We start from the raw sequence: 25,727 nt of genomic DNA, 5'->3' as shown, positions 1-25,727 counted from the left end.
ATTTTTGCGTGGTGTTGCACAAGCGCAGGAAAGGGCTTTCTAAACCATGCGCCTTTTGCCCCCTGTTTCGTGAAAGTTTCACATCCCCAGTCTATACAGGCCGCGCAAATGGGGCGGTATGCGTGGCTCACGAAATATCAAGATTTGGGATGATTGTAACTTGACCGAATCCTACTATTTTAATTATTCATGAAATATGGAAAATTTACTTACTGACCGTCTATCCACTTTAAGTCACCCACAGCGTTTGGCTGTGTTTCGTTTGCTTATGCGTCGGTGTCCCGATGCATTACCAGCTGGTGAAATCGCGCAGGTCTTAGGCCTGAAAGCCAGTACCGCATCAGTTTATCTGTCGGCTTTGACCCAGACCAATCTGATCGTACAAAAACGCGAAGGGACACGTCTGCTCTATAGTGCGAATTTAGATACGATCCGTGACGTCATCGCGGGTCTCGTTGTTGATTGTTGTCGCGGTCGGGGCGATCTGTGCCCGCCACAATTCTTTGACCTTCTTAGGAGTGTCTCTCCCATGGCGAATAAAAAATTCAATGTCTTATTCATCTGCTCGGGGAATTCCGCGCGGTCCATTTTCGGTGAAACGATTTTGCGGGATATGGCTGATGATCGCTTTAATGTCTATTCCGCAGGCACCATGCATCGGTCTGAGTTAAACCCCTTTGCGGTCGAAATGCTGCAATCCAAAGGGCATGATATTTCGCAACTTAGATCTAAAAATATATCCGAGTTTACAAACGAAGATGCACCCAAAATGGATTTCGTTTTTACAGTTTGTGATCGTGCTGCGAATGAGGAATGTCCCGCTTGGCCAGGTCAGCCTATTTCTGGTCATTGGGGTTTGCCAGACCCCGTCAAAGCAGTCGGAACAGACGCTGAAAAACGGTTGGCGTTTCAGCAAACTTATGGCGCATTGCGCAATCGTTTGACAGCTTTCACAGCGCTTTCCTTCGATAGTCTCGACCGCGGATCTTTGCAAAAGAGCATTGATGACATCGGTAAATCCAACGATCAATAGGATCTGAATATCATGACAACTTATGCACTGAATGGCCTTGGCCGTATTGGTAAACTCGCCTTGAAACCCTTGTTGGAAAAAGGTGCCAAGATTGCCTTTATAAACGATGCAGTGGGTGATCCTGCGATGCATGCGCATCTGCTAGAATTCGATTCTGTGCATGGGCGCTGGGGGGCTGATTTCGCGGCTGACGATACCTCAATCACCATAGACGGCACGCGCATTCCTGTAACCAAAACACGCAATCTGCAGGAGCTGCCTTTGGACGGCGTGGATGTGGTCATTGATTGCACGGGCGCCTTTAAAACCGAAAGCAAACTCGCCCCCTATTTTGAAGCAGGGGTACAAAAAGTGGTGGTTTCTGCCCCCGTGAAAGATGGTCCAACTGCAAATATTGTCTATGGGGTGAACGATGATGTCTATGATGCGCAGATCCATAAAATCGTCACAGCCGCGAGTTGCACCACCAATTGTCTTGCGCCGATCGTCAAGGTGTTGCTGGACGGGATAGGCATTAAGCACGGGTCGATCACCACAATCCATGATGTGACCAATACACAAACCATCGTGGATCGCCCTGCCAAAGACCTGCGCCGCGCGCGCTCTGCTTTGACCAATTTGATTCCGACAACGACGGGGTCTGCGACGGCGATCACGTTGATTTACCCCGAACTGAAAGGCAAGCTAAACGGCCATGCGGTGCGTGTGCCTTTGTTGAATGCATCCCTCACAGATTGCGTGTTTGAAATGGCACGCGAGACCTCAGCGGAGGAAGTAAACGCCCTGTTCGAAGCTGCTGCACAAGGGTCTTTGAAAGGTATCTTGGGCTATGAAACGCGCCCACTCGTGTCGTCTGATTACACCAATGACCCGCGCAGCAGCATCGTTGATGCGCCATCGACCATGGTTGTGAATGGCACGCAGGTAAAGGTCTATGCATGGTACGACAATGAATATGGCTATGCGCATCGCTTGGCCGATGTCGCTTTGATGGTGGGCGCTTCCATATGACACGTCCCGCTGGATTTTCCGCCTATATCACGGTCACAGCTGCCTATTGGGCTTTTATGCTGACCGACGGGGCCTTGCGGATGTTGGTGCTCTTGCACTTTCATACGCTGGGGTTTTCGCCCGTGCAACTTGCCTATCTCTTTGTTTTATATGAGATCGCAGGAGTGATCACAAATCTATCGGCGGGCTGGATTGCGGCGCGTTTTGGGCTGACCTCGACCTTATATGCGGGGTTGAGTTTACAGGTGGCCGCGTTGTTGGCCCTGTCGCAATTGGATCCCGCATGGGGTCTTACCGTGTCGGTAATCTTTGTGATGCTGGTGCAAGGCCTGTCTGGCGTGGCAAAAGATTTGGCGAAAATGAGTTCCAAAAGCGCTGTTAAAATTCTTGCCCCTGAAGGCGACAGCGGGCTGTTTCGTTGGGTTGCCGTTTTGACGGGGTCCAAGAATGCAGTCAAAGGCGCAGGCTTTTTACTGGGGGCGGCCGTTTTGGCGATCTTCGGTTTTGTGCCATCGGTTTTGACTATGGCTTTGATCTTATTTGTCATCTTGATTGCTGTACTGATCGGGATGCCAAAGGGGCTGCCTGTCGGGCGTAAAGATGCGAAGTTTTCCGAAGTTTTGTCAAAGAACCGCAACATCAATTGGCTGAGTGCCGCGCGCTTATTTTTGTTTGGCGCGCGCGATGTTTGGTTCGTCGTGGGGATTCCGATCTATTTCTACGCTGTGCTGTCGGATGGCAGTCACGCAGGCAATCGCACGGCCTTTTTCATGATCGGCACATTCATGGCGGTCTGGACCATACTATACGGTGTTGTCCAAGGTTCTGCCCCCCGCATTTTGCGTGCGGCCAAACGCAGCCCTGATGACATGTTGCAGCAAGCCAAGATATGGATCGCGTCCTTGGCGATTGTGCCTGCTATACTGGCAGCTCTTGTTTGGATCACGCCCGCCCCATCGCCAGCTTTGACCGCAGCACTGGTGCTGGGGTTGTTGGTATTTGGCGGTATATTCGCGGTCAATTCATCGCTGCATTCCTATTTGATTTTGAGCTTTACAGATGCAAAACGGGTCACCATGGATGTTGGATTTTATTATATGGCCAATGCAGCGGGGCGCTTGGTGGGCACTGTTTTATCAGGTGCGACATATCAATTGGGCGGTTTACCCCTATGCCTGGCCACAGCGGCGGTAATGATCGGCTTAAGCTGGATCGGGACCGCGCAATTGCAGATACAGCAGGCAGATGGGGTGCAAGCATGAGTATTTTTGAACGCTACCTCAGCCTTTGGGTGGCTTTGGCTATGATTGCGGGGATCGTGCTGGGCAACTTTGCCCCAAGCGTGATCAATGCGATCGCAGCGGCCGAAGTGGCCAGTGTGAATTTAGTTGTGGCTGTTTTGATCTGGGCCATGGTCTATCCGATGATGATCGGCGTCGATCTGGGGGCGCTGCGCGCTGTGGCCAAACAACCCAAAGGCTTGTTTGTGACTTTGGTGGTGAACTGGCTGATCAAACCCTTCACGATGGCAGCTTTGGCTGTGCTATTTTTCAAATACATCTTTGCGCCTTGGATCGCCCCCGAAGAGGCATCGCAATATATCGCAGGACTAATTTTATTGGGGGCAGCGCCGTGTACGGCGATGGTGTTTATCTGGTCACAACTGACCAAAGGCGATGCAACCTATACGCTGTTGCAGGTCTCTGTGAATGATTTGATCATGATCGTGGCCTTTGCCCCAATCGTGGCGTTTTTACTGGGGGTCACGGATATCACGGTGCCTTGGTCGACCTTGGTCTTGTCGGTGGTTTTGTTTATGGCCCTGCCTTTAATCGCAGGTTTGATCACCCGCAAAGCGCTTGGCACAAAAGACCGCATCGAAGCATTTCAAACCAGTGTAAAACCCTATTCTGTTGTTGGATTGATCGTGACAGTCATGATCCTATTCGGATTGCAGGGCCAAGTCATTGTCACCAAACCCTTGGTGATCGTTTTGATTGCAGTGCCTATTGTGGTGCAAAGCTATGGGATTTTCGCGCTGGCTTATGGCGCGGCCTTTGCTTTGAAGGTACCGCATAAAGTTGCGGCGCCTTGCGCCTTGATCGGCACATCGAATTTCTTCGAATTGGCTGTGGCCGTTGCAATCAGTCTGTTTGGATTAAATTCAGGCGCAGCTTTGGCGACTGTCGTGGGCGTCTTGGTCGAAGTGCCTGTGATGCTGACATTGGTTGCTTTCGCCAATCGCACGCGCACCCGTTTTATTGCCTGACGCATGTTGCGATCTGTCAATTTTTTTGGCCCGTGCTTTTGAGAAGAGGGCAAGCTCGTTCATGTTGCAAGCTTGCCCTAAACTGTCTGACGGCTCTATGACGTAAACGCGTCTTTATAGGTGTCGCGCAACAGGTTTTTTTGCACTTTGCCCATCGTGTTGCGTGGTAATTCATCCAAGATGACCAATTTGCGCGGATGCTTGAAACGCGCCAGAGATTTTTGAACCGCCTTCATCAGACTGTCTAAATCTGGCGATTCATCGGGCTGAGCGATAATAACGCCAAGCACAGTTTCGCCAAAGTCAGGGTGAGGTACGCCAATCACCGCACTTTCCAAAACGCCGTCTTGATCATCAAGAACCATTTCGATTTCTTTGGGGTAAATATTGTACCCCCCTGAAATAATAAGATCTTTGTTGCGGCCCACGATATGCACGTAACCATCTTCGTCGATCATGCCCAAATCGCCCGTGATGAAAAAACCATCTTCGCGCAGTTCTGCAGCGGTCTTTTCAGGCATTTGCCAATAGCCTTTGAACACATTGGCTCCGCGCACTTCGATTTGTCCGACCTCGCCATCGGGCAGGGTGGCGCCATCATCGGGATTGGTGATTTTCAACTCGGTTCCAGGCAGTGGAAATCCAACAGTGCCTGCACGCCGTTCGCCATGATAGGGGTTGGACGTATTCATATTGGTTTCTGTCATGCCGTAGCGTTCCAGAATGCGGTGGCCTGTGCGCTGTTCAAATTGAACATGGGTTTCCGCTAAAAGCGGGGCAGATCCAGACACAAACAAACGCATATGCGCGGTCAGATCCTTGGTAAACCGCTCGTCCGCCAATAGCCGCGTGTAAAAGGTAGGAACCCCCATCAGGGTCGTGGCTTTCGGCATCCATTCGATGATCTTGTCAGTGTCGAACTTGGGCATGAACACCATACTGCTGCCAGCGATCAATGTGACATTGGTGGCAACAAACAGGCCGTGTGTATGGAAAATCGGCAAAGCGTGTAGCAGCGTATCATCCGACGTAAAACGCCATTCCTTTACCAAAGCTTGCGCATTGGATAATAGGTTTTTCTGGGTCAGCATCGCGCCTTTCGAGCGCCCAGTCGTCCCTGAGGTATATAGGAAAGCCGCCAAATCATCTGGCCCGCGTGCTACTGTTTCAAACTGGGTTGGCTGGCTTTCTGCCTTTTGCATCAATGACCCAGACCCGTCTGCGTCAAGGGTTTCAACGGCAGCGGACAATGGCTTGGCCACGGCGCGAATGTCGTCTTGGCGCGAGGTATCGCAGACAATCAGTGACGCGCCGCTATTTTCGATAAAATAGGTCAACTCATCTACCGTATAGGCGGTGTTCAGCGGTAAAAATACCAATCCCGCTTGGGCGCAAGCCGCATAAACCGCCAATGCCTGTGGCGTTTTCTCGATTTGAACAGCAACACGGTCGCCTGTTTTTAATCCCTGTTCCGTCATAGCGTTGGCAATCTGCGCGGCCATTTCCAAAAAGCTTTGGTGGGTGATGACATCCCCATTGAGCAAATACAAAAACGGCGTTGTCTTGCCTGCATGTGTCCCAAATAGGTGATCGTAAAGTAGGTTTGCCATGAGAATGCCCTTCCTAGGCCTTTGAGCGTAAATCTAAATTCGATAGTTGTGTGACCTCAGGCGAGGCCGCGACTGTTTGTTCAGTCGCAAAGTTTTCTTGGTTTTTGGTAACGCTTTCCAAATCATACAGGTAATTCACCATCGTGCCGCCTGATTGTGCCATGCCCTTGTCTGATGTGTCCGCCGCCGTATGAATCGCATGCACACGCGCGCCATTTCCCAAATGAAAACGCGCCACGGGATCATATGGCATCCCTGCGCGTCCTTTGGCTTGCAATAGATATTGCGCTGCCACTGCTTTCATATCTTCAGGGTTTTCTGAGGTCCAGTCGGGCATTTCTTGCGCCATCCATGATTTAAGTTTTGGAATCGGAGACAGCGTGACAAAGGTGGTTAAGTTCGGCAATTCCGCCGCGAGATCAGCGGCCACTTGTTTAATCAAAGAATTGCCAAAGGAAATACTGGCAAGCCCTGCCTGACAATTGGAAATTGAATAAAAGACCGCAGTGTCCGCTTCATCTGCGCCCATGGCTTGGCGATCTTCTGCCAGCAACATTTGCACAGAACCAGGCGTGCCTTGGGTCAGGGCCACTTCGACGAAAATAAGCGGTTCGTCGGGCATGGCGGGGTGAAAAAATGCAAAGCATCGCCGATCCTCGGGCTGCAACCGCCTGCGCAGATCGTCCCAACTGTCGATTGCATGGACTGCTTCGTAAGCCGAAATTTTTTCCAAAATATGCGCGGGGCTTTCCCAGTTGATTGGACGCAAAACAAGAAAGCCACGGTTAAACCAAGAGACGAACAGGTGGCGAAAATCCAAATCAAGAGCCTCCAATTCAGGTTCACTTCGCCCTAAGCGCAACAGGTCCGCACGCATGGACACAAGTGCCCCTGTGGCGCCTGGTACACTGTTCAATCTGCGGATAAATTCTTGGCGCCGCGGTTCTGCGGCAGCCATATAAGCGCCATAGGTTTTCTTCGATGGCGCATTCTCATAGGCATCCAAAGTCGTACGAAGCTGCTCTGGGTCAATGTTCATCTGTGTGGCCATATGTCGGAAAAACTCGACTTTTCCATCGTCATCCAGTTGCGCATACCCAGCCAAAATGTCTGACGCTAAAGCAAGCCCAGAAATCTCCCCAGCAGATCCTATCAATTCTTGCGCCAGTTCTGCGATAGGGCGTGCGTTTGGGGTTGTTTTAGAAGGTTGGCGATAGCGCCGCTCGAATACGGTTGAAAGAAGATCGGCCAATAAAGTCATGTTCTTTGTCCATCCATAAGTCCCGTGCCGTAGGGCGGCTTTCGAACTCAGAAAGGCGCGTGGTACGGCATCCATTTGCTGCGGTGATAACAGCGCATTTATGCATTCAATGTCAATATTATTGTATACAATAATGGAACTCTTGCGCGCCATAATCACCTTTGGTACATAATTAACATGGATATAAGACGCGCAGATAAGATCGCAGATGCTTTAGAAGACGTGCTTCTGTCAGGTGAATACCAAGACGGGGATCGTCTGGATGAGGTGAAGCTTGCAGAAAAATTTGGCGTGTCTCGCACGCCAATTCGCGAAGCTTTGCAACGTCTGGTCAATGCGGGCTTGGCAGAACAATTGCCGCGCAGGGGCGTTTTTGTACGCCAACCAGGGCCCGTTGAATTGATGGAAATGTTCGAAGCCATGGCCGAGCTCGAAGCCGTCTGTGGGCGCTTGGCCGCATCGCGAATTTCAGATGCAGCTTTGGACGCTTTAGAAGACGCAAACCGTTTGTGCCAAATGGCTGTGGATAACAACGATGCAGACGCCTACTACCGAGAAAACGAACGCTTTCACCACATCATCTATTCGCAAGCGGGAAATTCATTTCTGGAAGGCGAGGTCATCAGACTTCATCGGCGTTTGCGGCCGTTTCGCAGGCTGCAATTGCGCTTACGGGGCCGTATGAGGCAATCCATGTTGGAACATATCCAAGTCGTCGAAGCGCTCAGATCAGGGGCGGCCGAAACCGCAGGGACTGTGTTGCGTGCCCATGTGGCCATTCAGGGTGAGAAATTTTACCACCTTATGTCCAACCTCAAAACGCCTGCGCAATAAACTGGTTAGCTTTGCGAAAACTGTAAGTATGACGGAAACTCCGCAGGTGGTTGGATTATTGCTGTGATTTTCAACTGTGCAATCGTTCGATCACAGGCCTTTTCCAAATGCTGTGCCAGCATGAAAGAAGCGGTTGAAGTTGACCCTGAAAGCGCGAGTTCAATCACTTGTCCAAGCTCCATGATCGATTGAGTGTCAGGGGGCAGACCAAGTGAAAACAACGCTGATTGGCAAGCTTCTAGCGCCAATTTGTTGTTGCTTGCCACAGTCGCAAGATCTTCATTCGGGGTGGACAAGATCATCATATCGAAGAACTGTTTGTCTATCGCTATCCACTTATCTGAAGTGATCTGTTCTTCGCGGGGTAACGCACCAATTTCCTGTGCGAGCTTTTTCAAGGGCTCGTATGGCAGGGTGGATGAGGCCAGTGCAGCCACTTCCAAAATCTTGCGCAATTCGTATTTGTCTTTGATCTTCTTGGACGAAAGCGGGTCGACAACCCAGCGCGAGGTGCGATTTTTTTGTACCAATCCCCGTTCTTGCAGGCGCGCCAGAACATCACGCACAATGGTGCGGGACACATGGTATTCTTCGGCGACCAAGGCTTCGACAATGCGACAGCGGCCAAAAACAGGGCTGCGGGTGACATGGAAAGCCACGTCATCATAAACCCTAAGCCAGCTTGGTTTGCCTGATTCTTCTTGCGAGTCGTCATGATCCAAAGTCAGTTCGCGCAGATTAACCCGTTTGGGTGTCAGATTTTCCCCTGAGACCAAAAAACCACGTCCAGAAAACCGTTCAATCAAAGATTCGCCTTCGATGATTTCGAGCGCCCGTTTGATGGTGGCACGCGACATATCCAAGCGGTCCGCCAAGGCGCCTTCTTGCAAAACCAAACCAGAATACAGATGGCCCAGCTTGATATTGTTGCGAATGAAATTGGCAGCGACTTCGAAAAGCGGCACGCGCTTATCAAGTGTTTCACTTTCGATTCTGTGAGTCTCTGAACTGCCCATTTTTACCTCTTCACTGCATCGTTTGAACATAAACCACGGCAAGTTTTGTGAAAAGGGGTTTGTTTTTGTATGCAAAAATCAATTCAGATCATTTTTTGTGCATCCTAAAATTTATATATATTAAACAGATACTTATAAGCGAAATGTTGATTATTCCTTATTCTCTTTGATCAGTTATTTAGCAGAAAAATCATTTTCTTCTTTACGCATGCGCACAAAATGATGTTTGCATTAGGAAAGTCATAATTATCCAACGGGGAAAAATATTGTGCTGACGCTGAGCCAAATTAGTCGCTTTTACGGCGACACTGTTGCCTTAGACGGTGTTGATTTCGTGGTTCCAGAAGATACCTATATGTCCCTGTTGGGGGCATCGGGATCGGGAAAAACGACATTGCTGCGCTTGATCGCAGGGTTCGAGGAACCGAACCATGGTGAGATTTCTATCAATTCAAAGCGCATCGACGGGCAAGCGCCGCATCTACGCGATATCGGATTTGTATTTCAGAACTTCGCGCTGTTTCCGCATTTGAGCGTGGCAGAGAATGTCGCATTCGGACTGCGCTATCGTGCAGAAAATCCGTTGAGCAACAATTCTGAAATTCTTGATCGCACCCAAGAGGCCTTGAAATTGGTCGGCTTGGACGGTTTCGGTCATCGCGGTGTCGGCGCAATTTCGGGTGGTCAACGCCAGCGTGTTGCCCTTGCGCGCACCTTGGTTTGTGAACCTCGTATCGTGCTTTTGGATGAACCGCTTGGGGCGCTTGATGCGAACCTGCGCGCACGGATGTGTGACGAATTGCGCGCCATCCGCGAACGTCTTGGCGTGAGCTTTTTACACGTGACAGGATCAGAAACAGAGGCGCTGACCATGGGCGACGAAGTTGCTGTGTTGGCGAATGGCCGGATCACGCAATCAGATGCGCCTGACACGTTATTTAGCCAACCGCGCACAGCCGAAGCCGCGCGTCACATGAATGCATGGAACACCTTTGATGGCGGACTTTGCGGAGATGCTCTTTCCAATCAAGAAATTGCCGTGCGCTTTGATCAAATGGAAGTCTGTGCTCCGGGCACTGCGCCGCAAGATCACCTAAGCTTGAAGGCGCAATACCTGACAGGCGAATTCAACGGCCCCACGGCTTTGTCATTCTTTAGGGCGTCTGACGGATCGCTTTTGCAAATCATTGATCACCTAAGTCAACCACGTCTGCCCGACCTCATCGAAGGGCAGGACTACGATCTGCACTTTTCCTCCAATGCCTTACGTCAATTTCACGGAGCTGCCTGATGTCCGCCATTTCGACAGACCCCCGCGCCACCTCAGCACAGACCGCTGAATCGCCCGCGTTGATACGCGAACGCAAAGATCGCCGCCGTGCCCTTGGATTGCTGACACCTGGTTTGATCTGGATGGCCTTGTTCATGGTCTTGCCCATGGTCATGGTCATTTATGTGTCATTCTGGACGCAAACGACTTTTGCGGTGAATTCTGATCTGACGACTGCAAGCTGGGAACGTTTCTTGAGTTCCTCGACCTATCTCACCGCGATTTGGACAACGCTGCGAATTTGGTTGATCGTTCTCGTTTCGACCATCGTCGTGGGCTATCCCGTTGCTTTGTTTATCGGACTTTTCGTGCGCAACAAAACGCTGCAAACCGCGCTTTTGGTCGCCTGCGTCATTCCATTTTGGACCTCGTTTTTGATCCGCGTTATCGCATGGCGTCCGATGCTGGGCACAGAAGGCGCGATCAATACGATCTTGCTGAAGCTTGGCGTAATTTCTGAACCGCTGACCTTTTTGCTGTTCTCTGAATTCTCGGTGCTTGTGGGGATGACCCAGATTTACTGTGTATTCATGGTGGGGCCGATCACCTTTATGTTGGGTCGGATCGACATCTCAGTCATCGAAGCTGCACGGGATCTGGGTGCCTCATTCGGCACAGTCTTCCGCCGCATCATCCTGCCACTTTCATTGCCAGGCGTCATGGTTGGGTCGATCTTTGTTTCTGTCATGGTGCTGGGCGAATTTGCCACTGCCGCGTCTTTGTCAGGGCGAAAAGTCAACCTGTTGGGCAATATCATCGTGAGCCAAGTGGGTTCGCTGAAATGGGCCTTTGCCGCTGTCGCAGGGGTCGTCTTGACCATCATCATCACCGCTGTGATCGCCTTGGCTTTGCGCCTTGTTGATTTGCGAAAGGAAATGTGAGCCATGCAATCTGGTATCTTACGCCCCGCTCTAGCAACATATACTGCCCTGTTCCTATTGTTTCTTTACGGCCCGATGATCGTTCTTGCGATCTTGTCATTCCAAAGCATCGACGGTGGGCCGCAATTCCCTATTCGTGACTGGTCTACTTATTGGTATCAACACCTGTTGGGCTTGGCTGAAAGTTCCCGCGTGTCACAACTGCCAGTGGGTGAAAGCCTCGTGCGGTCGATCCTGTTGGCCTTTATGACAACGGTTGTTTCAACAATCTTGGGTGTGATGAGCGCTGAGGCGTTTCGCACAAAATTCAAAGGATCAGGTCCCGCCTTTTACCTGATCATCCTTGGCATGATGGTGCCGGGCGTTCTGGTGGGCCTCGGAATGGCGCTTTTGTCGAATACGCTTGGCATTGGCCGCGCATGGTGGAGCACATCGTTTGTATTGCACGTGGTCTACACCTACCCATTTGCCTTTCTCATCATGCTTGCGATTTTCAACCGTTTTGATCGCACAGTCGAAGAAGCATCCTTTTCCCTCGGCGTTCCACCCGCGCAGACCTTTCGCCGTGTGACCTTTCCGATCATCTTTCCAGGCGTTCTATCTGCCATGCTGTTTAGCTTTACGCTGAGCTACGATGAATTCGCCCGTACGCTATTTACGGCTGGGCGTGATCTGACTTTGCCCTTGTCGATCTACGGAACGTTTTCGGTTGAAATCTATCCGAACATCTTTGCCTTTGGCGTTTTGACAACCCTGTTCAGCTTTACGCTTTTGGTCATCTACGGTCTTTTGATGAAGCGTTTTACAGCCAAAGCATCGCGCTTTAGCGGGCAGGAGGACGCAGCATGATTGCTCTTGTCACAGGCGCAGGATCTGGCATCGGTGCCGCAATCGCGATGCGCCTTGCCAAAGATGGCCACAGTGTTGCGGTCAATGATTTAACGCTGGCAAGCGCGCAAGCAACCGTTGAACAAATCAAAGCAGCAGGCGGCGATGCACGCGCCTATGCAGCAGATGTAAGTGATGCTGATGCCGTCGCCCAGATGGCTGCAAGCGTCACGCAAGATTTGGGTGCGCCCGACATTCTCGTGAACAACGCGGGCTTTGGTCATCAGGCTTTGTTTGGTGATATCTCACTTGAGATGTTTGATAAAATATTTGCGGTGCATGTGCGCGGTAACTTCTTGTGTACGCAGGCATTTTTGCCCGCGATGCTTGAAAAAAAGCGCGGCCATATCATCAATATTGCCTCGCAGCTTGGCCAAGTCGGTGGCATCGAGCTGACCCATTATGCGGGCGCAAAAGCTGCTGTGATCGGCATGACAAAATCCTTGGCCCGCGAAGTGTCAACAAAAGGGGTGCGCGTCAATGCCGTAGCCCCGGGACCGATCAACACGCCACTGGTCGAAGCACTGTCTGAGGACTGGAAAAAAGCCAAACAAGCCGAGCTGCCCTTGGGGCGCTTTGGGATGCCATCCGATGTGGGCGGGGCGGTTTCTTTTCTTATTTCTGATGATGCCGCGCTGTTTGTTGGTCAAACGCTTGGGCCCAATTCTGGCGATGTGATGTTGTGATGCATGCGCCAAACAAAGGACAAAAAGATGGATAAAAGAGTTGTACTGATCACAGGCGCAGGGATCGGCATTGGCCGCGCAAGTGCTTTGTGTTTTGCCAGCCTTGGCGACCACATTATCGTGACTGATGTTTTGGAAGTTGAGGGCAAAGCTGTCGTTGCTGAAATCGAAGCCCAAGGCGGCAGTGCTGAATTTCATCCCCTAGATGTACGTTCAACCGAGCAAGCTGATGCGCTTGTTGCTGATCTAAATGCACGCTTTGGCGGGCTTGATGTGATCATTGCAAACGCGGGCGTTGCCTTGCGGGTGCCGATGTCTGAGATGACCGATGAGAAATGGCACAGCACCATTGATATTGATCTTTACGGTATGATGCGCGTTATTCGCCCTGCCTTGCCCGCCATGAAGGACGGGGCGTCGATTGTGTGCCTCAGTTCAATTATGGGATCGCATTACGGCTGGGACGAACATGTGCACTATTCGACAGCCAAAGCTGGTGCCATTGGTTTTGTGCGGGCTCTTGCGGTTGAATATGCGCAAAAAGGTATTCGCGTAAACGGTGTCGCACCGGGTTATATCCGCACCGCGCAGTTACTGAATCCTGGTCATAGCCTTGGGCCAGAGGCGGCAGATATTGCCTCGCCTTACATCCCGATGCAGCGCCTTGGCGATCCATCTGAAATTGCCAATGTCATCAAATTCCTCGCCTCTACGGATGCGTCTTACCTGACAGGACAAGTTGTCACTGTCGATGGCGGACTGACGCCCGGACGCTACTAGGTCTCTTATAAAAAGAGGCGGTCAACGCCCTTTCACTTTCATCACGTTCCAAAACAGGGAAAACAACCATGACACATACTGCTAATCGTCGAAGCTTTTTGAAATATGGGGCCGCTGCTGCGGGTGCGACTGCACTTGGATCAGGGCTACACCCATGGGCACGTATGGCCTATGCCGCCAATTTGTCAGACCAAGAATTGCGTACCACAGGTCTGTCGACAACTGTTCAAGATCGCATTCTTGAGATGTTTAAATCCGCCACAGGCGTTGGCGCGACATCTGGCACACCGTCCACTTACCCTGATGCGCAAACCAAAATCCTGTCTGGGTCTTCTGATTACGACGTTTGGGAAATCATTGCCGAACGCCTGCCTGCTTTGATCGCGACCGACAATGTTGAAACCATTCCTGCCAGCGAAATTTCCAATTGGGCGAGCATTCGCGATACTTTCACAAAGATTGATCCTAAATGGGCGCCAAGCGCACAGATCTCTGGTCAAATCTGGGCAGATGATGCGCAAACCGAACTTTACATGGTGCCTGCCGTCTATAACTTTGACTCTATCGGCTACAATCCTGAAGTTTTGAGCGAAGAAGAAGCCAACACTTGGACCGCGCTTTTCGATGACAAATGGAAAGGCAAATCTGGCCTCAACGTTGATCCATTGATCGCGATTGGCCAAGCTGTTTTGGCGATGAATTCCTTGGGTTTGTTGGAAGCTGAAAACCCTGGCAATCCGACAATGGCGGAAATTGATGAAGCTGCGAAATTCTTGATCTCTAAGAAAAAAGCGGGTCAGTTCCGCGCGCTTTGGGGTGACTTTGGCGAGCTTGTGAACCTGATGGCATCTGGCGAAATGGTTGTCTGTGATGCATGGCAGCCTGCGGTTATGGCGGTCAAAGCACAGGGCAAACCTGCGAAATACGCCAACCCGAAAGAGGGCTACCGTGGCTGGGCGATTGGTCCGTCAATGCTGAAAGGCACACCAAACCGCGAAGCAGTGATCGCATATGCTGATTTCTGGCTGTCAGGTGAACCTGGCATCGCAGTGACCGAGCAGGGCTATTACTCACCATCCAAAAACATCAAAGACGTTATGGATCCTGAAAAATACGCCTTCTGGTACGAAGGTGCGCCTTGGACGGGCCCAGCAGAGCGCGGCATCAATCCTGGTGATCTGCGTGATGGTGGCTCATTGGCTGAACGGTCTTCCAACGTCGCTTATTGGCACCAGTGGCCTGATGAATACGATCACCTGATCCAGCGTTGGGATGAATTCTTAAACGCATAAAACAAACAGGAGGCGCGCGGATGATCCTCCCCGCCGCGCGCCTCTTACATGTCACTTTTTAAATGAAAGCTGATCGTTATGGTCTATGATCTCGAGCTGAATTCTGTCGGTAAAACATATCCTGATGGCACTGTTGCCGTCTCTGATTTCGATCTACAGGTCGAAAAGGGGGAATTCGTTGCCTTTTTGGGCCCAAGTGGCTGTGGCAAATCCACAACCCTGCGCATGATCGCGGGTTTCGAGGATATCACCAACGGTGAGGTCATGATGATGGGGCAAAACGTAACCCATCTGCCGCCTGAAAAACGCCCGACGTCAATGATTTTTCAGAACTACGCTCTGTTTCCGCATATGTCAGTGCGCGACAACGTCGCCTTCGGGCTTGATGTTAAAGGCACACCAAAAGCTGAAAAGAACCAAAAGGTAGACCGTATCCTTGATATGTTCGACCTTGAAAAATTCGCAGATCGCAAGGCCGATATGCTTTCAGGCGGGCAACGTCAGCGCATCGCTTTGGCGCGCGGACTTGTTGTTGAACCAGAAATCCTCTTGTTGGATGAACCGCTTGGGGCACTCGACGCCAACCTGCGCCGTATCATTCAAAACGAACTAAAGCTGCTGCAACGCGAACTTGGGATCACCTTTATTTTTGTGACCCATGCGCAATCAGAAGCGCTTGGCCTGTCGGACCGTGTGGTTGTGATGTCCAATGGTGTTGTGGAGCAAGTGTCCTCACCAAAAGATCTATACCGTCGTCCGAACACGCCGTTTGTAGCCGATTTCATTGGCTCAAACACACTTATTCAAGGCACACCCAAAGGCGCATCCAGCGCAGGCTTTGGCCTGATCGATACGCCTTACGGTGTTCTAAAAGGGGTTGGCAAAGGCGATGAGAGCATGGCTGTTGTGCCAGCAGAAGCTTTTCGGATTGCGCCCCAAGGCACGCCTGATGAAATTTGTCTCAGCGGTACACTTAGCAGCCGTCAATTGATCGGCTCAGTCGGCCATCTCAAAGTGCGCCTAGATCAAGGTGGCGATGATGTGTCCATCGAAATCAGCGCGGACCGTGATGATGTGCGCGCATTGGTGCCTGGGGCGCCTGTGACCCTTGGGGTCGATCCGACCTCTATCACTCTTATTCACACATAATGACTTAAAAAGGAGGCTGTTAAAATGGCTAAAGAAATTCTCGTTGGTTTCGGGGTTGATGTTGATGCTGTCGCTGGCTGGCTCGGCTCATACGGCGGCGAAGATAGCCCCGATGATATTTCACGTGGCATGTTCGCAGGTGAAGTCGGTTCAATGCGTTTGCTCGATCTGTTTGACAAAATGGGTATCAAAACCACTTGGTTCATTCCAGGTCACTCGGCAGAAACATTTCCTGAGCAAATGAGCGAAGTCGCCAAGCGCGGCCATGAAATTGGTATTCACGGCTATAGCCACGAAAACCCAATCGCCATGACCCCAGAGCAAGAAGAAGCAGTTCTTGATAAATGTATCGACTTGATCACCAACCTATCTGGCAAACGCCCAACAGGTTATGTGGCACCTTGGTGGGAATTTTCAAACGTTACCAATGAGTTGCTTTTGAAAAAGGGTATCAAATACGACCACTCTTTGATGCATAAAGACTTTGAACCTTACCGCGTGCGTGTGGGCGATAAATGGACCAAAATCGATTATGCAGGCAAGCCAGAAGACTGGATGCAACCGCTAGAGCGCGGCGAGGAAACTGATTTGATCGAAATCCCAGCCAACTGGTATCTCGATGACCTGCCGCCCATGATGTTCATCAAAAAATCGCCAAACTCACATGGTTTTGTGAACCCACGCGACATCGAACAAATGTGGAAAGATCAATTTGATTGGGTCTACGAAAACATGGATTACGCTGTGTTCCCGATCACCATTCACCCCGATGTGTCTGGTCGCCCACAGGTATTGTTGATGCTGGAACGCTTGTTCAAACACATCGCATCACATGAAGGCGTTAAATTCGTCACCATGGATGAGATGGCGGATAACTACGATAAAAAGTTTCCCCGTGGCTAACTGCCACTAAAGCCCGAGGTGGGCAGTGCGCTGCCCACTTCACCTTTATTTTACAGGGCCCATTCTTAACGTGGTCCGATCTTTGTGCAGTTCGGGTGAAAGGACAAATCATGTGTTCTCTGTGTGGTATTTTAGGCTGTGATGATCATTGGACAAACGCTGTCGCACGGCCAGGTGTTTACACCCGCAACCATGACACTTTGGCGCGGCGCACCGAAACCGCGCGCCGTTTGAAATCTGCCAATGCTGTTTTGTCGTTTCGCCGCCTCAAGCTTGATGTCTGGCAAGGGCGATCCTATGTGGTCAGCTCGCCAACTGGGGCCTCCAGTGTATTCGAAGCGCTCTCGCATCTTTGGCCCGAAGCCGAAACGCTCGCAGGGCGCGAATTTGACCCGTTAGACGATAATTTCATCGAATGGATGGAAGGGCAGGCGCTGTCATGATCCCCGTTATTTTGCTTACTGGCTTTCTAGGGTCTGGAAAAACAACCCTGCTTCAACGCCTTTTGCGCCACCCTTCGATGGAGGGCACTGCGGTGCTGGTGAATGAATTTGGCGAAGTCGGGCTGGACCATCACTTGCTGGATCAGATTGATGAAAATGTAGTGCTGCTCAAGTCGGGGTGCATTTGTTGTACGGTGCGCGGCGAAGTCGCCGATGCGCTTGCCAATTTGCATTCGATGCGCGCGCGTGGCGAGATCAGTTTTGATCGTGTGGTGATTGAAACCACGGGCTTGGCCGATCCATATCCTGTGTTGCAAACGCTGACCGCGCATCCTGTGCTGCGCTCGCATTTTTGCAATGGCGGTGTTTTGACCACAGTTGATACCGTCAACGCTGACATTCAAGTCACCCATCGCGCCGAAGCTGTGCGTCAGATTTCTGCGGCGGACCGTATCGTTCTCACGAAAACCGATCTGGCGACACCAGAACAAGAAACAGCTCTGCGTAAGCGTCTGTTGCACGTAAACCCAGCAGCGAATTTCATCACAAGCTTTGCCTCGGCCGAGACAATTCTGGATGGCTTTGGACCCTTGTCTTTTTTCACCACAGCCAAAGCGGAGTCCCATGATCACATCTGCGGGCCAGCCTGCAATCATGACGCGCCATCACAGGTCACTCAGCTGACCGACCAACACCGCCACCACGATGAAACCCTTGGTGTCACAAGTTTTTCCCTTGAGGTGGAGGGGGATATAGATTGGACAATGTTCGGCACATGGCTTACGCTCTTGCTCCATAAATATGGGGATAGGATTTTTCGAGTGAAGGGCATTTTAGCCATCGAAGGCGAAGCATTACCGATCGCTATTCATGGGGTTCAACATTTAGTACACGCGCCAACGCATATGGATCACTGGCCAAAAGGAATGGATCAAAGCGGGTCGAAAAGCTCGCGCCTAATTTTTATTTTGGAAGATATTGATCCTGAAAAAATTCGTCGGTCTTTCCGCGCATTTATGAATGTTGATGCTGTTCGGGCTGCGGCTTGATGACTGAACCCCTTCGTATTTTAACCACCGAAATTCAGCCTTGGCGGTATCTCAAAGATCGCGCTGAGGCGGATTTGGGCTTTCCTTTGGAATTCATTGAAAAAGATTTCAACAGCGCTCAGCGGACTGCGGCGTTTGAGCCAGCCAGCTTTGACGTCTATGACCAGTGTTTTCACAATCTAGATATCGTTTGGTATTGGCGTGCGGTGCAGGCCATTGATACCGCGCGCATCGAACATTGGGATCGTATGGATGACTTGGCGGGGGTCTTTCCTGCACAGGGCACCAATGCGCTTGGCGATGTGCCCGCGTCGCGATTGTTTGTGCAACATGATATGACGCTGTCAGACAAACAAACCGAGCGCATTTCCATGCTGCCCACGTTTTATAATTTCGACAGTTTTGGCGTTGAAACCACAGGTTTGTCTTCCGTCGACGATATCCAAAGCTGGTCGGCCCTTGTTGATCCGCAATGGGCGGGGCAGGTTGCCTTGGTTGATGAGCCCGCGATCGGCCTTTTCGATCTGGCGATGGCGTTTTCGTCAGCAGGTATCATGACATTTCAAGATATGGGCAATATGACTGTTCCGGAAATCGATCTATTGATTGACGAGGCCAAAAAACTGGTCGCCTCTGGTCATTTTCGCCCCTTTTGGTTGCGCGCAGATGAGCCCGTTGAACGGTTCAAAAATGGCGAACTCAAAGTTGCCTCCATGTGGTCCCCCACGATTGTCGAAATGCGCCGCCAAGGCATACAAGCGCGCCAAGTGCGTCCAAAAGAAGGGTATCGCGCATGGCATGGCGGCATGTGTTTATCGCGCCAATTGCACGGGGCTGCCCTTGATCGCGCCTATGCTTGGTTGAACTGGTATCTTGATGGCTATGCGGGGGCTGTTGTGGCCAAACAGGGCTATTACATGTCCGTGCCCGAGCGTGTGAAAGACCATATGTCAACCGCAGCATGGGACTATTGGTACAAAGGTCTGCCCGCAGCGCAGGATCTTGAAGATGTCGCAGGCAAATTGGCTGTCAAAACAGGACAGGTGCGATCTGGCGGGTCTTGGCGCGAGCGCGGTCAGCATATCGCGATCTGGAATTCGACAATGGATGAGCACAATTACGTTGTGCGCCGTTGGAATGAATTGGTGGCGTTTGCCTCACAAAAATATCGCTCAACACGACGCGCCAGCTAAAAGGTTACATCATGAAACAGATCACGCTTCTCGCAACAGGCGGGACGATTGCCTCTGCAGAAAATAAAACTTCGGCGGGTGTCACCGCAGGGATCAAGGCCGAAACCTTGCTGCAAAGTTTGCACTCTATGCCCGATGGGATCGAAGTGCAGGTTGAAAACTTTGAAGCAGCGGGAAGTTACGCACTTGATCTTGCGACCATATTTCGACTGACCGCACGTATTGATGCGGTGCTGGCTGACCCCAAGATCGATGGCGTTGTTGTCACGCATGGCACGGACACAATGGAAGAAAGTGCGTTTTTGGCGTGGTTGATGCTGCGCACAGATAAGCCTGTGGTCTTCACTGGCGCGCAACGTCACGCGGGGCAGCCCGACACCGATGGTCCTCGCAATATCGCCGATGCGTTAAGTGCGGCTGCAAGCGATGCTTTGATCGGCATTGGCCCCGTCGTTATGTTCGAAGGCGATATTCATGGCGCGCGCTATGTGTGCAAAGCGCATACGTCACGGGTCGATGCTTTTCGGTCTGTTGGACATGGCAAACTGGGCGAGGTCGATTACGGCGACGTGCATATTTATCAACGTCCAGCACATATGCGTCCCCAAATCAAAGCCAGCGCAGTTGATCCAAATGTGGAACTGATTGCAATCGGTATGGGCACGCGGCCGCATTTAATGGCGCTTGCGGGTGAACATGGGGCAAGCGGGATCGTTTTGTCCGCCTTTGGTCGTGGCAACGCCCCTGACGGATTCGCAGCCGAAACGCAGCGCTTAACGCAAAAAGGCATTCCCGTTGTGGTGGCATCGCGCTGTCACGAGGGACGCACACGTGCGGTTTACGGCAATGACAGTGGCGGGGTTTCACTTGTGGCCAAAGGGGGGATTTTGGCGGGTGATCTTTCTGCCGTGAAAGCGCGCCTTATGCTTGCGACCTGCCTTGGCGCTGGGTGTGATCTTGCTGAGATAAAACGGCTTTTTGCCAACGCGTAAAAGCGCCCCTGCGGCATACACGTGTGAATAGACCTGCCGATACCACAGGTGTCGAGCAGGGCGCAGTTTGTACGCTGTTTTTGTTCTTTTCTGGCAATCGCGTGCCACTGTCGTGACTTTATGCCTGCTAAGGTATCTTTTCATCGGCGCTACGGGGACAGCAGTCAGTTTTAGGCCGTAACATGTCGCGGCACTGTCAGTTGTTTTGGCAGGCATTTGTGCAACGCATTTGCCTTTGGAATAGATCACGTTTTTAACATCGACCTCGCCAAGCCGTTTGGCGATGTCTTTGGGGTGATCGACGCTGCCTCGATCCTAATCAAAACCAGATGGACTGTGGGGCTGCGATCTGCACGTCTTCCTTTCGTTTGCGATAGTCTTTTGCTCCGACGGCTGGAGCTATGATGCGTTTGAGTTCCATCCAAGCCTGCCGTTCTGTTTGCGCGAAACGGTCACGTTTCAGTGAGACGCGCGGCCTATCTGGGTCACGGATGGAACCAAAAGCTGATTTCGACGTTGGTCCTACAACAATCGAACGCTTGAAGGAGACATCATGTCGACGATCACGACAACGAACCCTGCGACCAACGAAGTGATAGAAACCTATCCGATGATGACGCAAGAAGACGCAGTTCAAAAGCTCGAGGCCGCCCATAACGCCTTTTTGGACTGGCGTGAGAAAACGCATGCGGAACGTGGTGAATATCTCACGAAAATCGCAAAGGTGCTGCGCGAGAAGGCAGACGAACTGGCCCAGCTTATGACCCGTGAAACGGGTAAGTTGCTCAAAGACGGCCATACCGAAGTCGAAATCTGTGCCGCTATTCTTGATTACACGGCACAAAACGGCCCCGATGTATTGGCGGACGAAGAGCGTACACATGGCCCCGATGGGGCACGCGGGATCGTCAGTCATCAGCCGATCGGTGTAATCTATTCGATCCAGCCGTGGAATTTTCCACTGTATCAGCCCGTTCGTGTTTTGGCCGCCAACCTGATGGCAGGCAACGCCTGTGTGCTGAAACATGCCAGCATTTGCACAGGTTCTGGCTTGCGGCTGCGCGAACTTTGCATAGAGGCTGGTCTGCCAAAAGATCTGTTTCAGGTGCTTTTGATCGACCATGACACCAGCGATACGCTTATCGAACATCCTTTGGTGCGCGGCGTGACCATGACTGGCAGCGATGGCGCTGGGCGTCACATCGGCAGTGTTGCGGCCAAGGCCCTGAAAAAGACGGTTCTAGAACTAGGCTCAAACGATGCCTATCTGGTTTTGGAAGACGCGGATATCGAAACTGCGGTCAAATTTTCCGTCATGGGGCGCCTATACAACAACGGCGAAACCTGTGTTTCGGCGAAACGTTTCGTCGTGACGGACAGGGTGTATGATGCTTTTGTTTCGGCCTTTGTTGCGCAAATGAAAGCCATCACCTTGGGCGACCCTACGGATGACGACACGCAACTTGGGCCGCTCTCCTCGACCGATCAGTTTGATACGGTGAAAGGTCAAGTCGATGACAGTGTGGCCAAAGGGGCCAAACTGCTTTGCGGTGGCCATGCGCCTGATCGCACGGGGGCCTATTACCCCGCTACGGTTCTGTCCGAAGTTCAGCCTGGCATGCCCGCTTACGATGATGAAATCTTTGGACCTGTTGCAGCCGTGATCCGTGCCAAGGATGATGAAGACGCGATGCGCATCGCCAATGACAGCCGATATGGTTTGGGCGGCGGTATCTTCAGCGAGGATGAAGATCGTGCGGTGAAACTCGCCCGTGATCATTTCGACACAGGCATGGTGCACATCAATTCATTCGGTGCAGCCGATCCAAACATGCCCTTTGGTGGCGTGAAAGACTCGGGCTATGGGCGCGAACATGGCGGCTTTGGCATGAAAGAATTCACAAACGCAAAGGCGATTTTCTTACCATGATTACAGTGCACGCATTACAATATTCCCGCGCGACCCGTGTGTTGTGGCTCTTGGCCGACCTTGGCCAACCCTGCAATCGCATCGATTATGATCGCACCGAAAGCTTTGGTGCGCCTGATGCCTTGAAGCAGGTCCACCCTTTGGGAAAATCCCCAGTCATCGAGGACGAAGGCGAAATGGTCGCGGAATCCGCGACAATCCTACGCTATCTCGCAGCAAAATACGGTGATGACAGCCACACACCGCCCAAAGATACGCTTGCCTATTGGCAGCATGAGGCAATGTTTGATTATGTCGAAGCCTCATTCGCTGAAGTGGCGACACAGGCCATCTTGCCAGCCTTTTCTGGCGATCCTGTCCCCGATGCTGCGCGCACGGCTTTGAATCGGCATCTGGATTACATCGCAGACTTTATTGGCAAAGGGCCGCTCTTGTTCGGCCAAGACGCAATGCTGGCGGATATTCAGTTGTCATACATCGTCGCTCTTTTGGCGCGATTGAATTTACTGGGGGATCATCCCGCAATCTCAAACTACTGGGACGCGCTGCAACAGCAGTCTGGCTATATCGCCGCAACCCAAGCCGCAGGCCCAATGGCGCCGCCTGCTTAAGTTAGAAAGGAAACACCATGACTAAGAACATTCTGATCGCTGGAGCCACAGGCAAAACTGGCCGCATCTTAACCCAACAGCTGATTGATCAAGGGCAGACTGTGACCGCACTGGTGCGCGAAAGCTCTGACACCAGCCAACTTCCAGAAGCGACAAGCCTGCGCCAAGCAGATTTGACCAACTTGCAATCAGACGACTGCGATGGCGCAGATGTCGTGGTCTTTGCTGCGGGATCTGGCGGCACCACAGGCCCAGATATGACCGATAAAGTCGACCGCGACGGCGCAATGCGTTTGATTGATCTTGCCAAAGAGGCAGGCGTCGAACGTTTCGTGATGCTCAGCTCAATCGGGGCAGATCAAAGCAACCCTTCGGGCGAAATGGCGCATTACTTGCAAGCAAAGCACGATGCGGATGAGCATTTGAAGGCCTCTGGCCTGACCTACGCGATCATCCGACCTGTTGCTTTGAATGATGACGGGCGTTCCGAAAAGATGGTTTTGGGCAGCGAAGTGGATATCGCTGCGCAAGCCAGTCGTGCGGATGTGGCACAGGTTCTTGCCAGCGCAGCCATAACGGGTCAATTCGATGGCAAAGCACTCAATATGCAATCCTCAGGCGAGGCGCTGAGTGCGGTCCTCAGCTGATTGAGGACACCAGTATAGCTTAGGCTAAACGATATGGTGAGGGCGCACCAGTTTTTGTGCACCCTCGCCATATCAGTGAGACCGTTTCAACGTATCCGATGGCCTTTCGCCAAAACGTTCGCGATAGGCCTTGGCGAATTCTCCCATATGGATATAGCTCAAACTCGCGGCAATCTGGCCTACAGTTCGGCCTTGGCCGCCTGCGCGCAATTCGCGTCGTGCGGCTTGCAACCTTTGCTCCTTGAGGAACTGACCCAATGTGCAGCCGCGGAACTTTTTGAAGTTCATGGACAGATTGCGTACGCTGATGCCGAGTGTATTTGCCACTTCGGCGAGTGTGGGCGCATCTGCTGCGTGTTCAATGATGTATTCTTCGGCCTGTCTGACCATATGCGGGACAACAAGGTGATGGTCTGCATTTAGGTCTACGCCAGCCTGTGCCGCCCAGCTTCCCAGCAGGTTCGCGGCGAGAGTTTCTTCGATATGCCGTATATTGCGGCTCGACATCGGTTGCGGCGATTCAGCGATAAGCCGCGTGACGTAATCCAAGCAAGAATGCCAGCTTGACCCTGAACCGCCAAAGCTCGTTTTAAATTGCCATGTTTTGCGGTGAGGCGCATTGCCAAACCAGCTTTGGCTGACCTCATCAAGCAATCTTGGACAAAACGAAAGCTGCAATTGCACATTATCCTTGCTCAATTGGCTTCGGTGGTCTCGATCAGACAGGTCAAATACAAAACTGTTGCCTGTTGGATTTAGGCGGGCTTCCTTCCCATCTAATTCGGGAATTGTATGTCCGCATAGGTTGGTGGTTGCCACCACAGGCGCAGCAGAATTTCCCTCGACATGTATCAGTAGTGGTTGACCATACTTGGTGCATGTGAAGCCGATGCGACCGACTTTCATAGAGTTAAGGACCCCATGGGGTTCATGTGATCTGCTCAGCGGGATGAGATCAATAGGGGCCACGTGTTCTTTCGCCCATTCTTTGACCTCGTCCCATTCGTTGAAACGGATTTCCTGCCCTGAACGTTTTTTGGTATCCACGGCATTGAAAAAAGATGAGCTTGTCATGCCGTTTTGCCTTGAATGGCAAGCAACGCAAGAGAGGTGATATTGAAATTAATCATGCTTTTTACCGCAGCATACAGGTGCCGCGCTCCCTTAAACAGTTACGGAATCTCTCAAAGTTGAAAATGTGTCGTGTTACTATGATGATCAATTCAAAGGTGTTCATCATAACGAATTCAACCCTGAGGTGTTGATAAGTTTACGTTTTTTCTCCTTTTTGATGCGCGTTTTCAGAATCATGTGGCGCATATATCTGATTTTGTTAGATAAGTTTGTCTTTTTTGTGACCGCCCGCAGGTGGTGCTTTACAACCTAGCGTAGATCGTGCGTGTGCTGGTACCCTGTGCAGGAATAAAATTTGAAGCGACCCTCACTTAGGTGCGCCACGCCTGCGAATGACAAAGGAAGACAATAAACGATCTGAGGGCGAGAACATTCAGCATCACAGTGTGGATCAATTCTGTGAGTGCTGCCTAAACGCGGATTAGGGCAGGTCAGTCTTTTGTGATGGCATCATATAGTGTCGCTGGGATGTCATTTTGATCGGGCGGTGGCGTTAAGTCGTCAGGTTCTTCTCCACACTACTCTATGTACGCGAGCTGCGGGTGATTGTTAAAGCCAAGCTTGGCGAGACCTCTGATCGTACCGCGACCTGTCTGGCTTCCTCTTTTTTTGGGGGGCTAAAGACCCCATGGGCCCGATGGGTATGGCGCTTCACTTGGCCCTTTTTATGTGGGCCAAGTCGATTGCCTGACTGTATTTACACCTTCCTTGTATCGCGTGTCGAAACGCGATCTGCTGAGAGAGGTCTGTGCAGTGCCAATCCCTTCGGGCGTTAATCATGTTTT

The 25,727-nt window shown here is 51.5% G+C and carries 24 protein-coding genes; 20 read left to right on the top strand and 4 right to left on the bottom strand.

The genetic code is table 11. From position 1 onward, the window contains the following. The first annotated feature begins 196 nt into the window (after positions 1–196). The 4 genes from EDD53_RS06860 to arsB are packed head-to-tail and all read left to right on the top strand — an operon-like array spanning position 197 to position 4,313. A complete protein-coding gene (locus EDD53_RS06860; RefSeq protein ID WP_123792484.1) occupies positions 197–1,033 on the top strand; it encodes an arsenate reductase/protein-tyrosine-phosphatase family protein in 837 nt (278 codons plus the stop codon). Positions 1,034–1,045: 12 nt separating this feature from the next. Beyond that, complete coding sequence (locus tag EDD53_RS06855; RefSeq protein ID WP_123792483.1) at positions 1,046–2,044, top strand: ArsJ-associated glyceraldehyde-3-phosphate dehydrogenase; 999 nt, start codon at positions 1,046–1,048, stop codon at positions 2,042–2,044. Next, positions 2,041–3,306, top strand: coding sequence for an organoarsenical effux MFS transporter ArsJ (gene arsJ / locus EDD53_RS06850; RefSeq protein WP_123792482.1), 1,266 nt, complete (start codon positions 2,041–2,043; stop codon positions 3,304–3,306). Before EDD53_RS06855 ends, arsJ begins: the two co-directional genes overlap by 4 nt. Beyond that, positions 3,303–4,313, top strand: a complete 1,011-nt coding sequence (gene arsB / locus EDD53_RS06845) for an ACR3 family arsenite efflux transporter (protein ID WP_123792481.1) — start codon at positions 3,303–3,305, stop codon at positions 4,311–4,313. Before arsJ ends, arsB begins: the two co-directional genes overlap by 4 nt. Before the next feature lie 95 nt (positions 4,314–4,408). On the opposite strand, the gene EDD53_RS06840 is transcribed toward arsB, so the two are convergent. Together EDD53_RS06840 and EDD53_RS06835 are read right to left on the bottom strand one after the other, a co-directional pair. Next, positions 4,409–5,923: a malonate--CoA ligase gene (locus EDD53_RS06840; RefSeq protein WP_123792480.1), complete on the bottom strand. Its 1,515-nt coding sequence runs from the start codon at positions 5,921–5,923 to the stop codon at positions 4,409–4,411. Between the two features lie 13 nt (positions 5,924–5,936). Continuing rightward, positions 5,937–7,184 carry a malonyl-CoA decarboxylase gene (locus tag EDD53_RS06835; protein ID WP_123792479.1) on the bottom strand — a complete coding sequence of 416 codons (1,248 nt, stop codon included), beginning with the start codon at positions 7,182–7,184 and terminating at the stop codon, positions 5,937–5,939. Between the two features lie 177 nt (positions 7,185–7,361). Here EDD53_RS06835 and EDD53_RS06830 point away from each other — a divergent pair, with 177 nt between their 5' ends. Beyond that, positions 7,362–8,018: a GntR family transcriptional regulator gene (locus tag EDD53_RS06830; protein WP_123792478.1), complete on the top strand. Its 657-nt coding sequence runs from the start codon at positions 7,362–7,364 to the stop codon at positions 8,016–8,018. A 5-nt stretch (positions 8,019–8,023) separates the two neighbouring features. Here EDD53_RS06830 and EDD53_RS06825 read toward each other — a convergent pair whose 3' ends face one another. Then, positions 8,024–9,034, bottom strand: a complete 1,011-nt coding sequence (locus tag EDD53_RS06825) for a GntR family transcriptional regulator (RefSeq protein WP_170162710.1) — start codon at positions 9,032–9,034, stop codon at positions 8,024–8,026. Positions 9,035–9,302: 268 nt separating this feature from the next. Between EDD53_RS06825 and EDD53_RS06820 the strand changes: the two genes are divergently transcribed. The 15 genes from EDD53_RS06820 (at position 9,303) to EDD53_RS06750 (ending at position 23,808) form a co-directional block, all read left to right on the top strand. After that, positions 9,303–10,325 (top strand): ABC transporter ATP-binding protein, encoded by a 1,023-nt coding sequence (locus EDD53_RS06820; protein WP_246002280.1) that lies wholly within the window; start codon positions 9,303–9,305, stop codon positions 10,323–10,325. Beyond that, positions 10,325–11,245 (top strand): ABC transporter permease, encoded by a 921-nt coding sequence (locus EDD53_RS06815; protein ID WP_211331597.1) that lies wholly within the window; start codon positions 10,325–10,327, stop codon positions 11,243–11,245. The genes EDD53_RS06820 and EDD53_RS06815 overlap by 1 nt, the downstream gene beginning before the upstream one ends. A gap of 3 nt (positions 11,246–11,248) precedes the next feature. After that, the gene (locus EDD53_RS06810) at positions 11,249–12,094 is read left to right on the top strand and encodes an ABC transporter permease (RefSeq protein ID WP_123792476.1); all 846 of its coding nucleotides are present in this window, start codon (positions 11,249–11,251) and stop codon (positions 12,092–12,094) included. Then, a complete protein-coding gene (locus EDD53_RS06805; RefSeq protein WP_123792475.1) occupies positions 12,091–12,819 on the top strand; it encodes an SDR family NAD(P)-dependent oxidoreductase in 729 nt (242 codons plus the stop codon). The genes EDD53_RS06810 and EDD53_RS06805 overlap by 4 nt, the downstream gene beginning before the upstream one ends. Positions 12,820–12,846: 27 nt before the next feature. Continuing rightward, the gene (locus tag EDD53_RS06800; protein WP_123792474.1) at positions 12,847–13,599 is read left to right on the top strand and encodes an SDR family NAD(P)-dependent oxidoreductase; all 753 of its coding nucleotides are present in this window, start codon (positions 12,847–12,849) and stop codon (positions 13,597–13,599) included. A 68-nt stretch (positions 13,600–13,667) separates the two neighbouring features. After that, positions 13,668–14,891: an ABC transporter substrate-binding protein gene (locus EDD53_RS06795; RefSeq protein WP_123792473.1), complete on the top strand. Its 1,224-nt coding sequence runs from the start codon at positions 13,668–13,670 to the stop codon at positions 14,889–14,891. A gap of 78 nt (positions 14,892–14,969) precedes the next feature. Next, the gene (locus EDD53_RS06790) at positions 14,970–16,040 is read left to right on the top strand and encodes an ABC transporter ATP-binding protein (protein ID WP_123792472.1); all 1,071 of its coding nucleotides are present in this window, start codon (positions 14,970–14,972) and stop codon (positions 16,038–16,040) included. 24 nt (positions 16,041–16,064) lie between these two features. Further along, positions 16,065–16,943, top strand: a complete 879-nt coding sequence (locus EDD53_RS06785) for a polysaccharide deacetylase family protein (protein WP_123792471.1) — start codon at positions 16,065–16,067, stop codon at positions 16,941–16,943. Positions 16,944–17,053: 110 nt separating this feature from the next. Continuing rightward, entirely contained in the window at positions 17,054–17,386 is a 333-nt protein-coding gene (locus tag EDD53_RS06780; protein WP_123792470.1) for a hypothetical protein, read from the top strand. After that, a complete protein-coding gene (locus tag EDD53_RS06775; RefSeq protein ID WP_123792469.1) occupies positions 17,383–18,435 on the top strand; it encodes a CobW family GTP-binding protein in 1,053 nt (350 codons plus the stop codon). The genes EDD53_RS06780 and EDD53_RS06775 overlap by 4 nt, the downstream gene beginning before the upstream one ends. Further along, positions 18,435–19,628, top strand: coding sequence for an ABC transporter substrate-binding protein (locus EDD53_RS06770; RefSeq protein WP_123792468.1), 1,194 nt, complete (start codon positions 18,435–18,437; stop codon positions 19,626–19,628). The genes EDD53_RS06775 and EDD53_RS06770 overlap by 1 nt, the downstream gene beginning before the upstream one ends. An 11-nt stretch (positions 19,629–19,639) precedes the next feature. Next, positions 19,640–20,620, top strand: a complete 981-nt coding sequence (locus EDD53_RS06765; RefSeq protein ID WP_123792467.1) for an asparaginase — start codon at positions 19,640–19,642, stop codon at positions 20,618–20,620. 553 nt (positions 20,621–21,173) lie between these two features. Beyond that, positions 21,174–22,550, top strand: coding sequence for an NAD-dependent succinate-semialdehyde dehydrogenase (locus EDD53_RS06760; RefSeq protein WP_123792466.1), 1,377 nt, complete (start codon positions 21,174–21,176; stop codon positions 22,548–22,550). Beyond that, complete coding sequence (locus tag EDD53_RS06755) at positions 22,547–23,161, top strand: glutathione S-transferase family protein (RefSeq protein WP_123792465.1); 615 nt, start codon at positions 22,547–22,549, stop codon at positions 23,159–23,161. Before EDD53_RS06760 ends, EDD53_RS06755 begins: the two co-directional genes overlap by 4 nt. Before the next feature lie 17 nt (positions 23,162–23,178). After that, positions 23,179–23,808 carry an SDR family oxidoreductase gene (locus EDD53_RS06750; RefSeq protein WP_123792464.1) on the top strand — a complete coding sequence of 210 codons (630 nt, stop codon included), beginning with the start codon at positions 23,179–23,181 and terminating at the stop codon, positions 23,806–23,808. Between the two features lie 72 nt (positions 23,809–23,880). Here EDD53_RS06750 and EDD53_RS06745 read toward each other — a convergent pair whose 3' ends face one another. Further along, complete coding sequence (locus tag EDD53_RS06745) at positions 23,881–24,882, bottom strand: helix-turn-helix domain-containing protein (protein WP_123792463.1); 1,002 nt, start codon at positions 24,880–24,882, stop codon at positions 23,881–23,883. Between the last annotated feature and the right edge of the window lie 845 nt (positions 24,883–25,727).

The organism is Pacificibacter maritimus, from assembly GCF_003814915.1.
Taxonomy (GTDB): Bacteria; Pseudomonadota; Alphaproteobacteria; order Rhodobacterales; family Rhodobacteraceae; genus Celeribacter; species Celeribacter maritimus.
Note: the sequence above shows the minus strand (reverse complement) of the source record. Positions and strands in the feature narration are given on the sequence as shown.

Excerpts from the sequence above, each read along its gene's own strand:
- EDD53_RS06860 (WP_123792484.1), top strand. The coding sequence starts at position 197 with ATGGAAAATTTACTTACTGACCGTCTATCCACTTTAAGTCACCCACAG.
- EDD53_RS06855 (WP_123792483.1), top strand. The coding sequence starts at position 1,046 with ATGACAACTTATGCACTGAATGGCCTTGGCCGTATTGGTAAACTCGCC.
- arsJ (WP_123792482.1), top strand. The coding sequence starts at position 2,041 with ATGACACGTCCCGCTGGATTTTCCGCCTATATCACGGTCACAGCTGCC.
- arsB (WP_123792481.1), top strand. The coding sequence starts at position 3,303 with ATGAGTATTTTTGAACGCTACCTCAGCCTTTGGGTGGCTTTGGCTATG.
- EDD53_RS06840 (WP_123792480.1), bottom strand. The coding sequence starts at position 5,923 with ATGGCAAACCTACTTTACGATCACCTATTTGGGACACATGCAGGCAAG.
- EDD53_RS06835 (WP_123792479.1), bottom strand. The coding sequence starts at position 7,184 with ATGACTTTATTGGCCGATCTTCTTTCAACCGTATTCGAGCGGCGCTAT.
- EDD53_RS06830 (WP_123792478.1), top strand. The coding sequence starts at position 7,362 with ATGGATATAAGACGCGCAGATAAGATCGCAGATGCTTTAGAAGACGTG.
- EDD53_RS06825 (WP_170162710.1), bottom strand. The coding sequence starts at position 9,034 with ATGGGCAGTTCAGAGACTCACAGAATCGAAAGTGAAACACTTGATAAG.
- EDD53_RS06815 (WP_211331597.1), top strand. The coding sequence starts at position 10,325 with ATGTCCGCCATTTCGACAGACCCCCGCGCCACCTCAGCACAGACCGCT.
- EDD53_RS06810 (WP_123792476.1), top strand. The coding sequence starts at position 11,249 with ATGCAATCTGGTATCTTACGCCCCGCTCTAGCAACATATACTGCCCTG.
- EDD53_RS06805 (WP_123792475.1), top strand. The coding sequence starts at position 12,091 with ATGATTGCTCTTGTCACAGGCGCAGGATCTGGCATCGGTGCCGCAATC.
- EDD53_RS06800 (WP_123792474.1), top strand. The coding sequence starts at position 12,847 with ATGGATAAAAGAGTTGTACTGATCACAGGCGCAGGGATCGGCATTGGC.
- EDD53_RS06795 (WP_123792473.1), top strand. The coding sequence starts at position 13,668 with ATGACACATACTGCTAATCGTCGAAGCTTTTTGAAATATGGGGCCGCT.
- EDD53_RS06790 (WP_123792472.1), top strand. The coding sequence starts at position 14,970 with ATGGTCTATGATCTCGAGCTGAATTCTGTCGGTAAAACATATCCTGAT.
- EDD53_RS06785 (WP_123792471.1), top strand. The coding sequence starts at position 16,065 with ATGGCTAAAGAAATTCTCGTTGGTTTCGGGGTTGATGTTGATGCTGTC.
- EDD53_RS06780 (WP_123792470.1), top strand. The coding sequence starts at position 17,054 with ATGTGTTCTCTGTGTGGTATTTTAGGCTGTGATGATCATTGGACAAAC.
- EDD53_RS06775 (WP_123792469.1), top strand. The coding sequence starts at position 17,383 with ATGATCCCCGTTATTTTGCTTACTGGCTTTCTAGGGTCTGGAAAAACA.
- EDD53_RS06770 (WP_123792468.1), top strand. The coding sequence starts at position 18,435 with ATGACTGAACCCCTTCGTATTTTAACCACCGAAATTCAGCCTTGGCGG.
- EDD53_RS06765 (WP_123792467.1), top strand. The coding sequence starts at position 19,640 with ATGAAACAGATCACGCTTCTCGCAACAGGCGGGACGATTGCCTCTGCA.
- EDD53_RS06760 (WP_123792466.1), top strand. The coding sequence starts at position 21,174 with ATGTCGACGATCACGACAACGAACCCTGCGACCAACGAAGTGATAGAA.
- EDD53_RS06755 (WP_123792465.1), top strand. The coding sequence starts at position 22,547 with ATGATTACAGTGCACGCATTACAATATTCCCGCGCGACCCGTGTGTTG.
- EDD53_RS06750 (WP_123792464.1), top strand. The coding sequence starts at position 23,179 with ATGACTAAGAACATTCTGATCGCTGGAGCCACAGGCAAAACTGGCCGC.
- EDD53_RS06745 (WP_123792463.1), bottom strand. The coding sequence starts at position 24,882 with ATGACAAGCTCATCTTTTTTCAATGCCGTGGATACCAAAAAACGTTCA.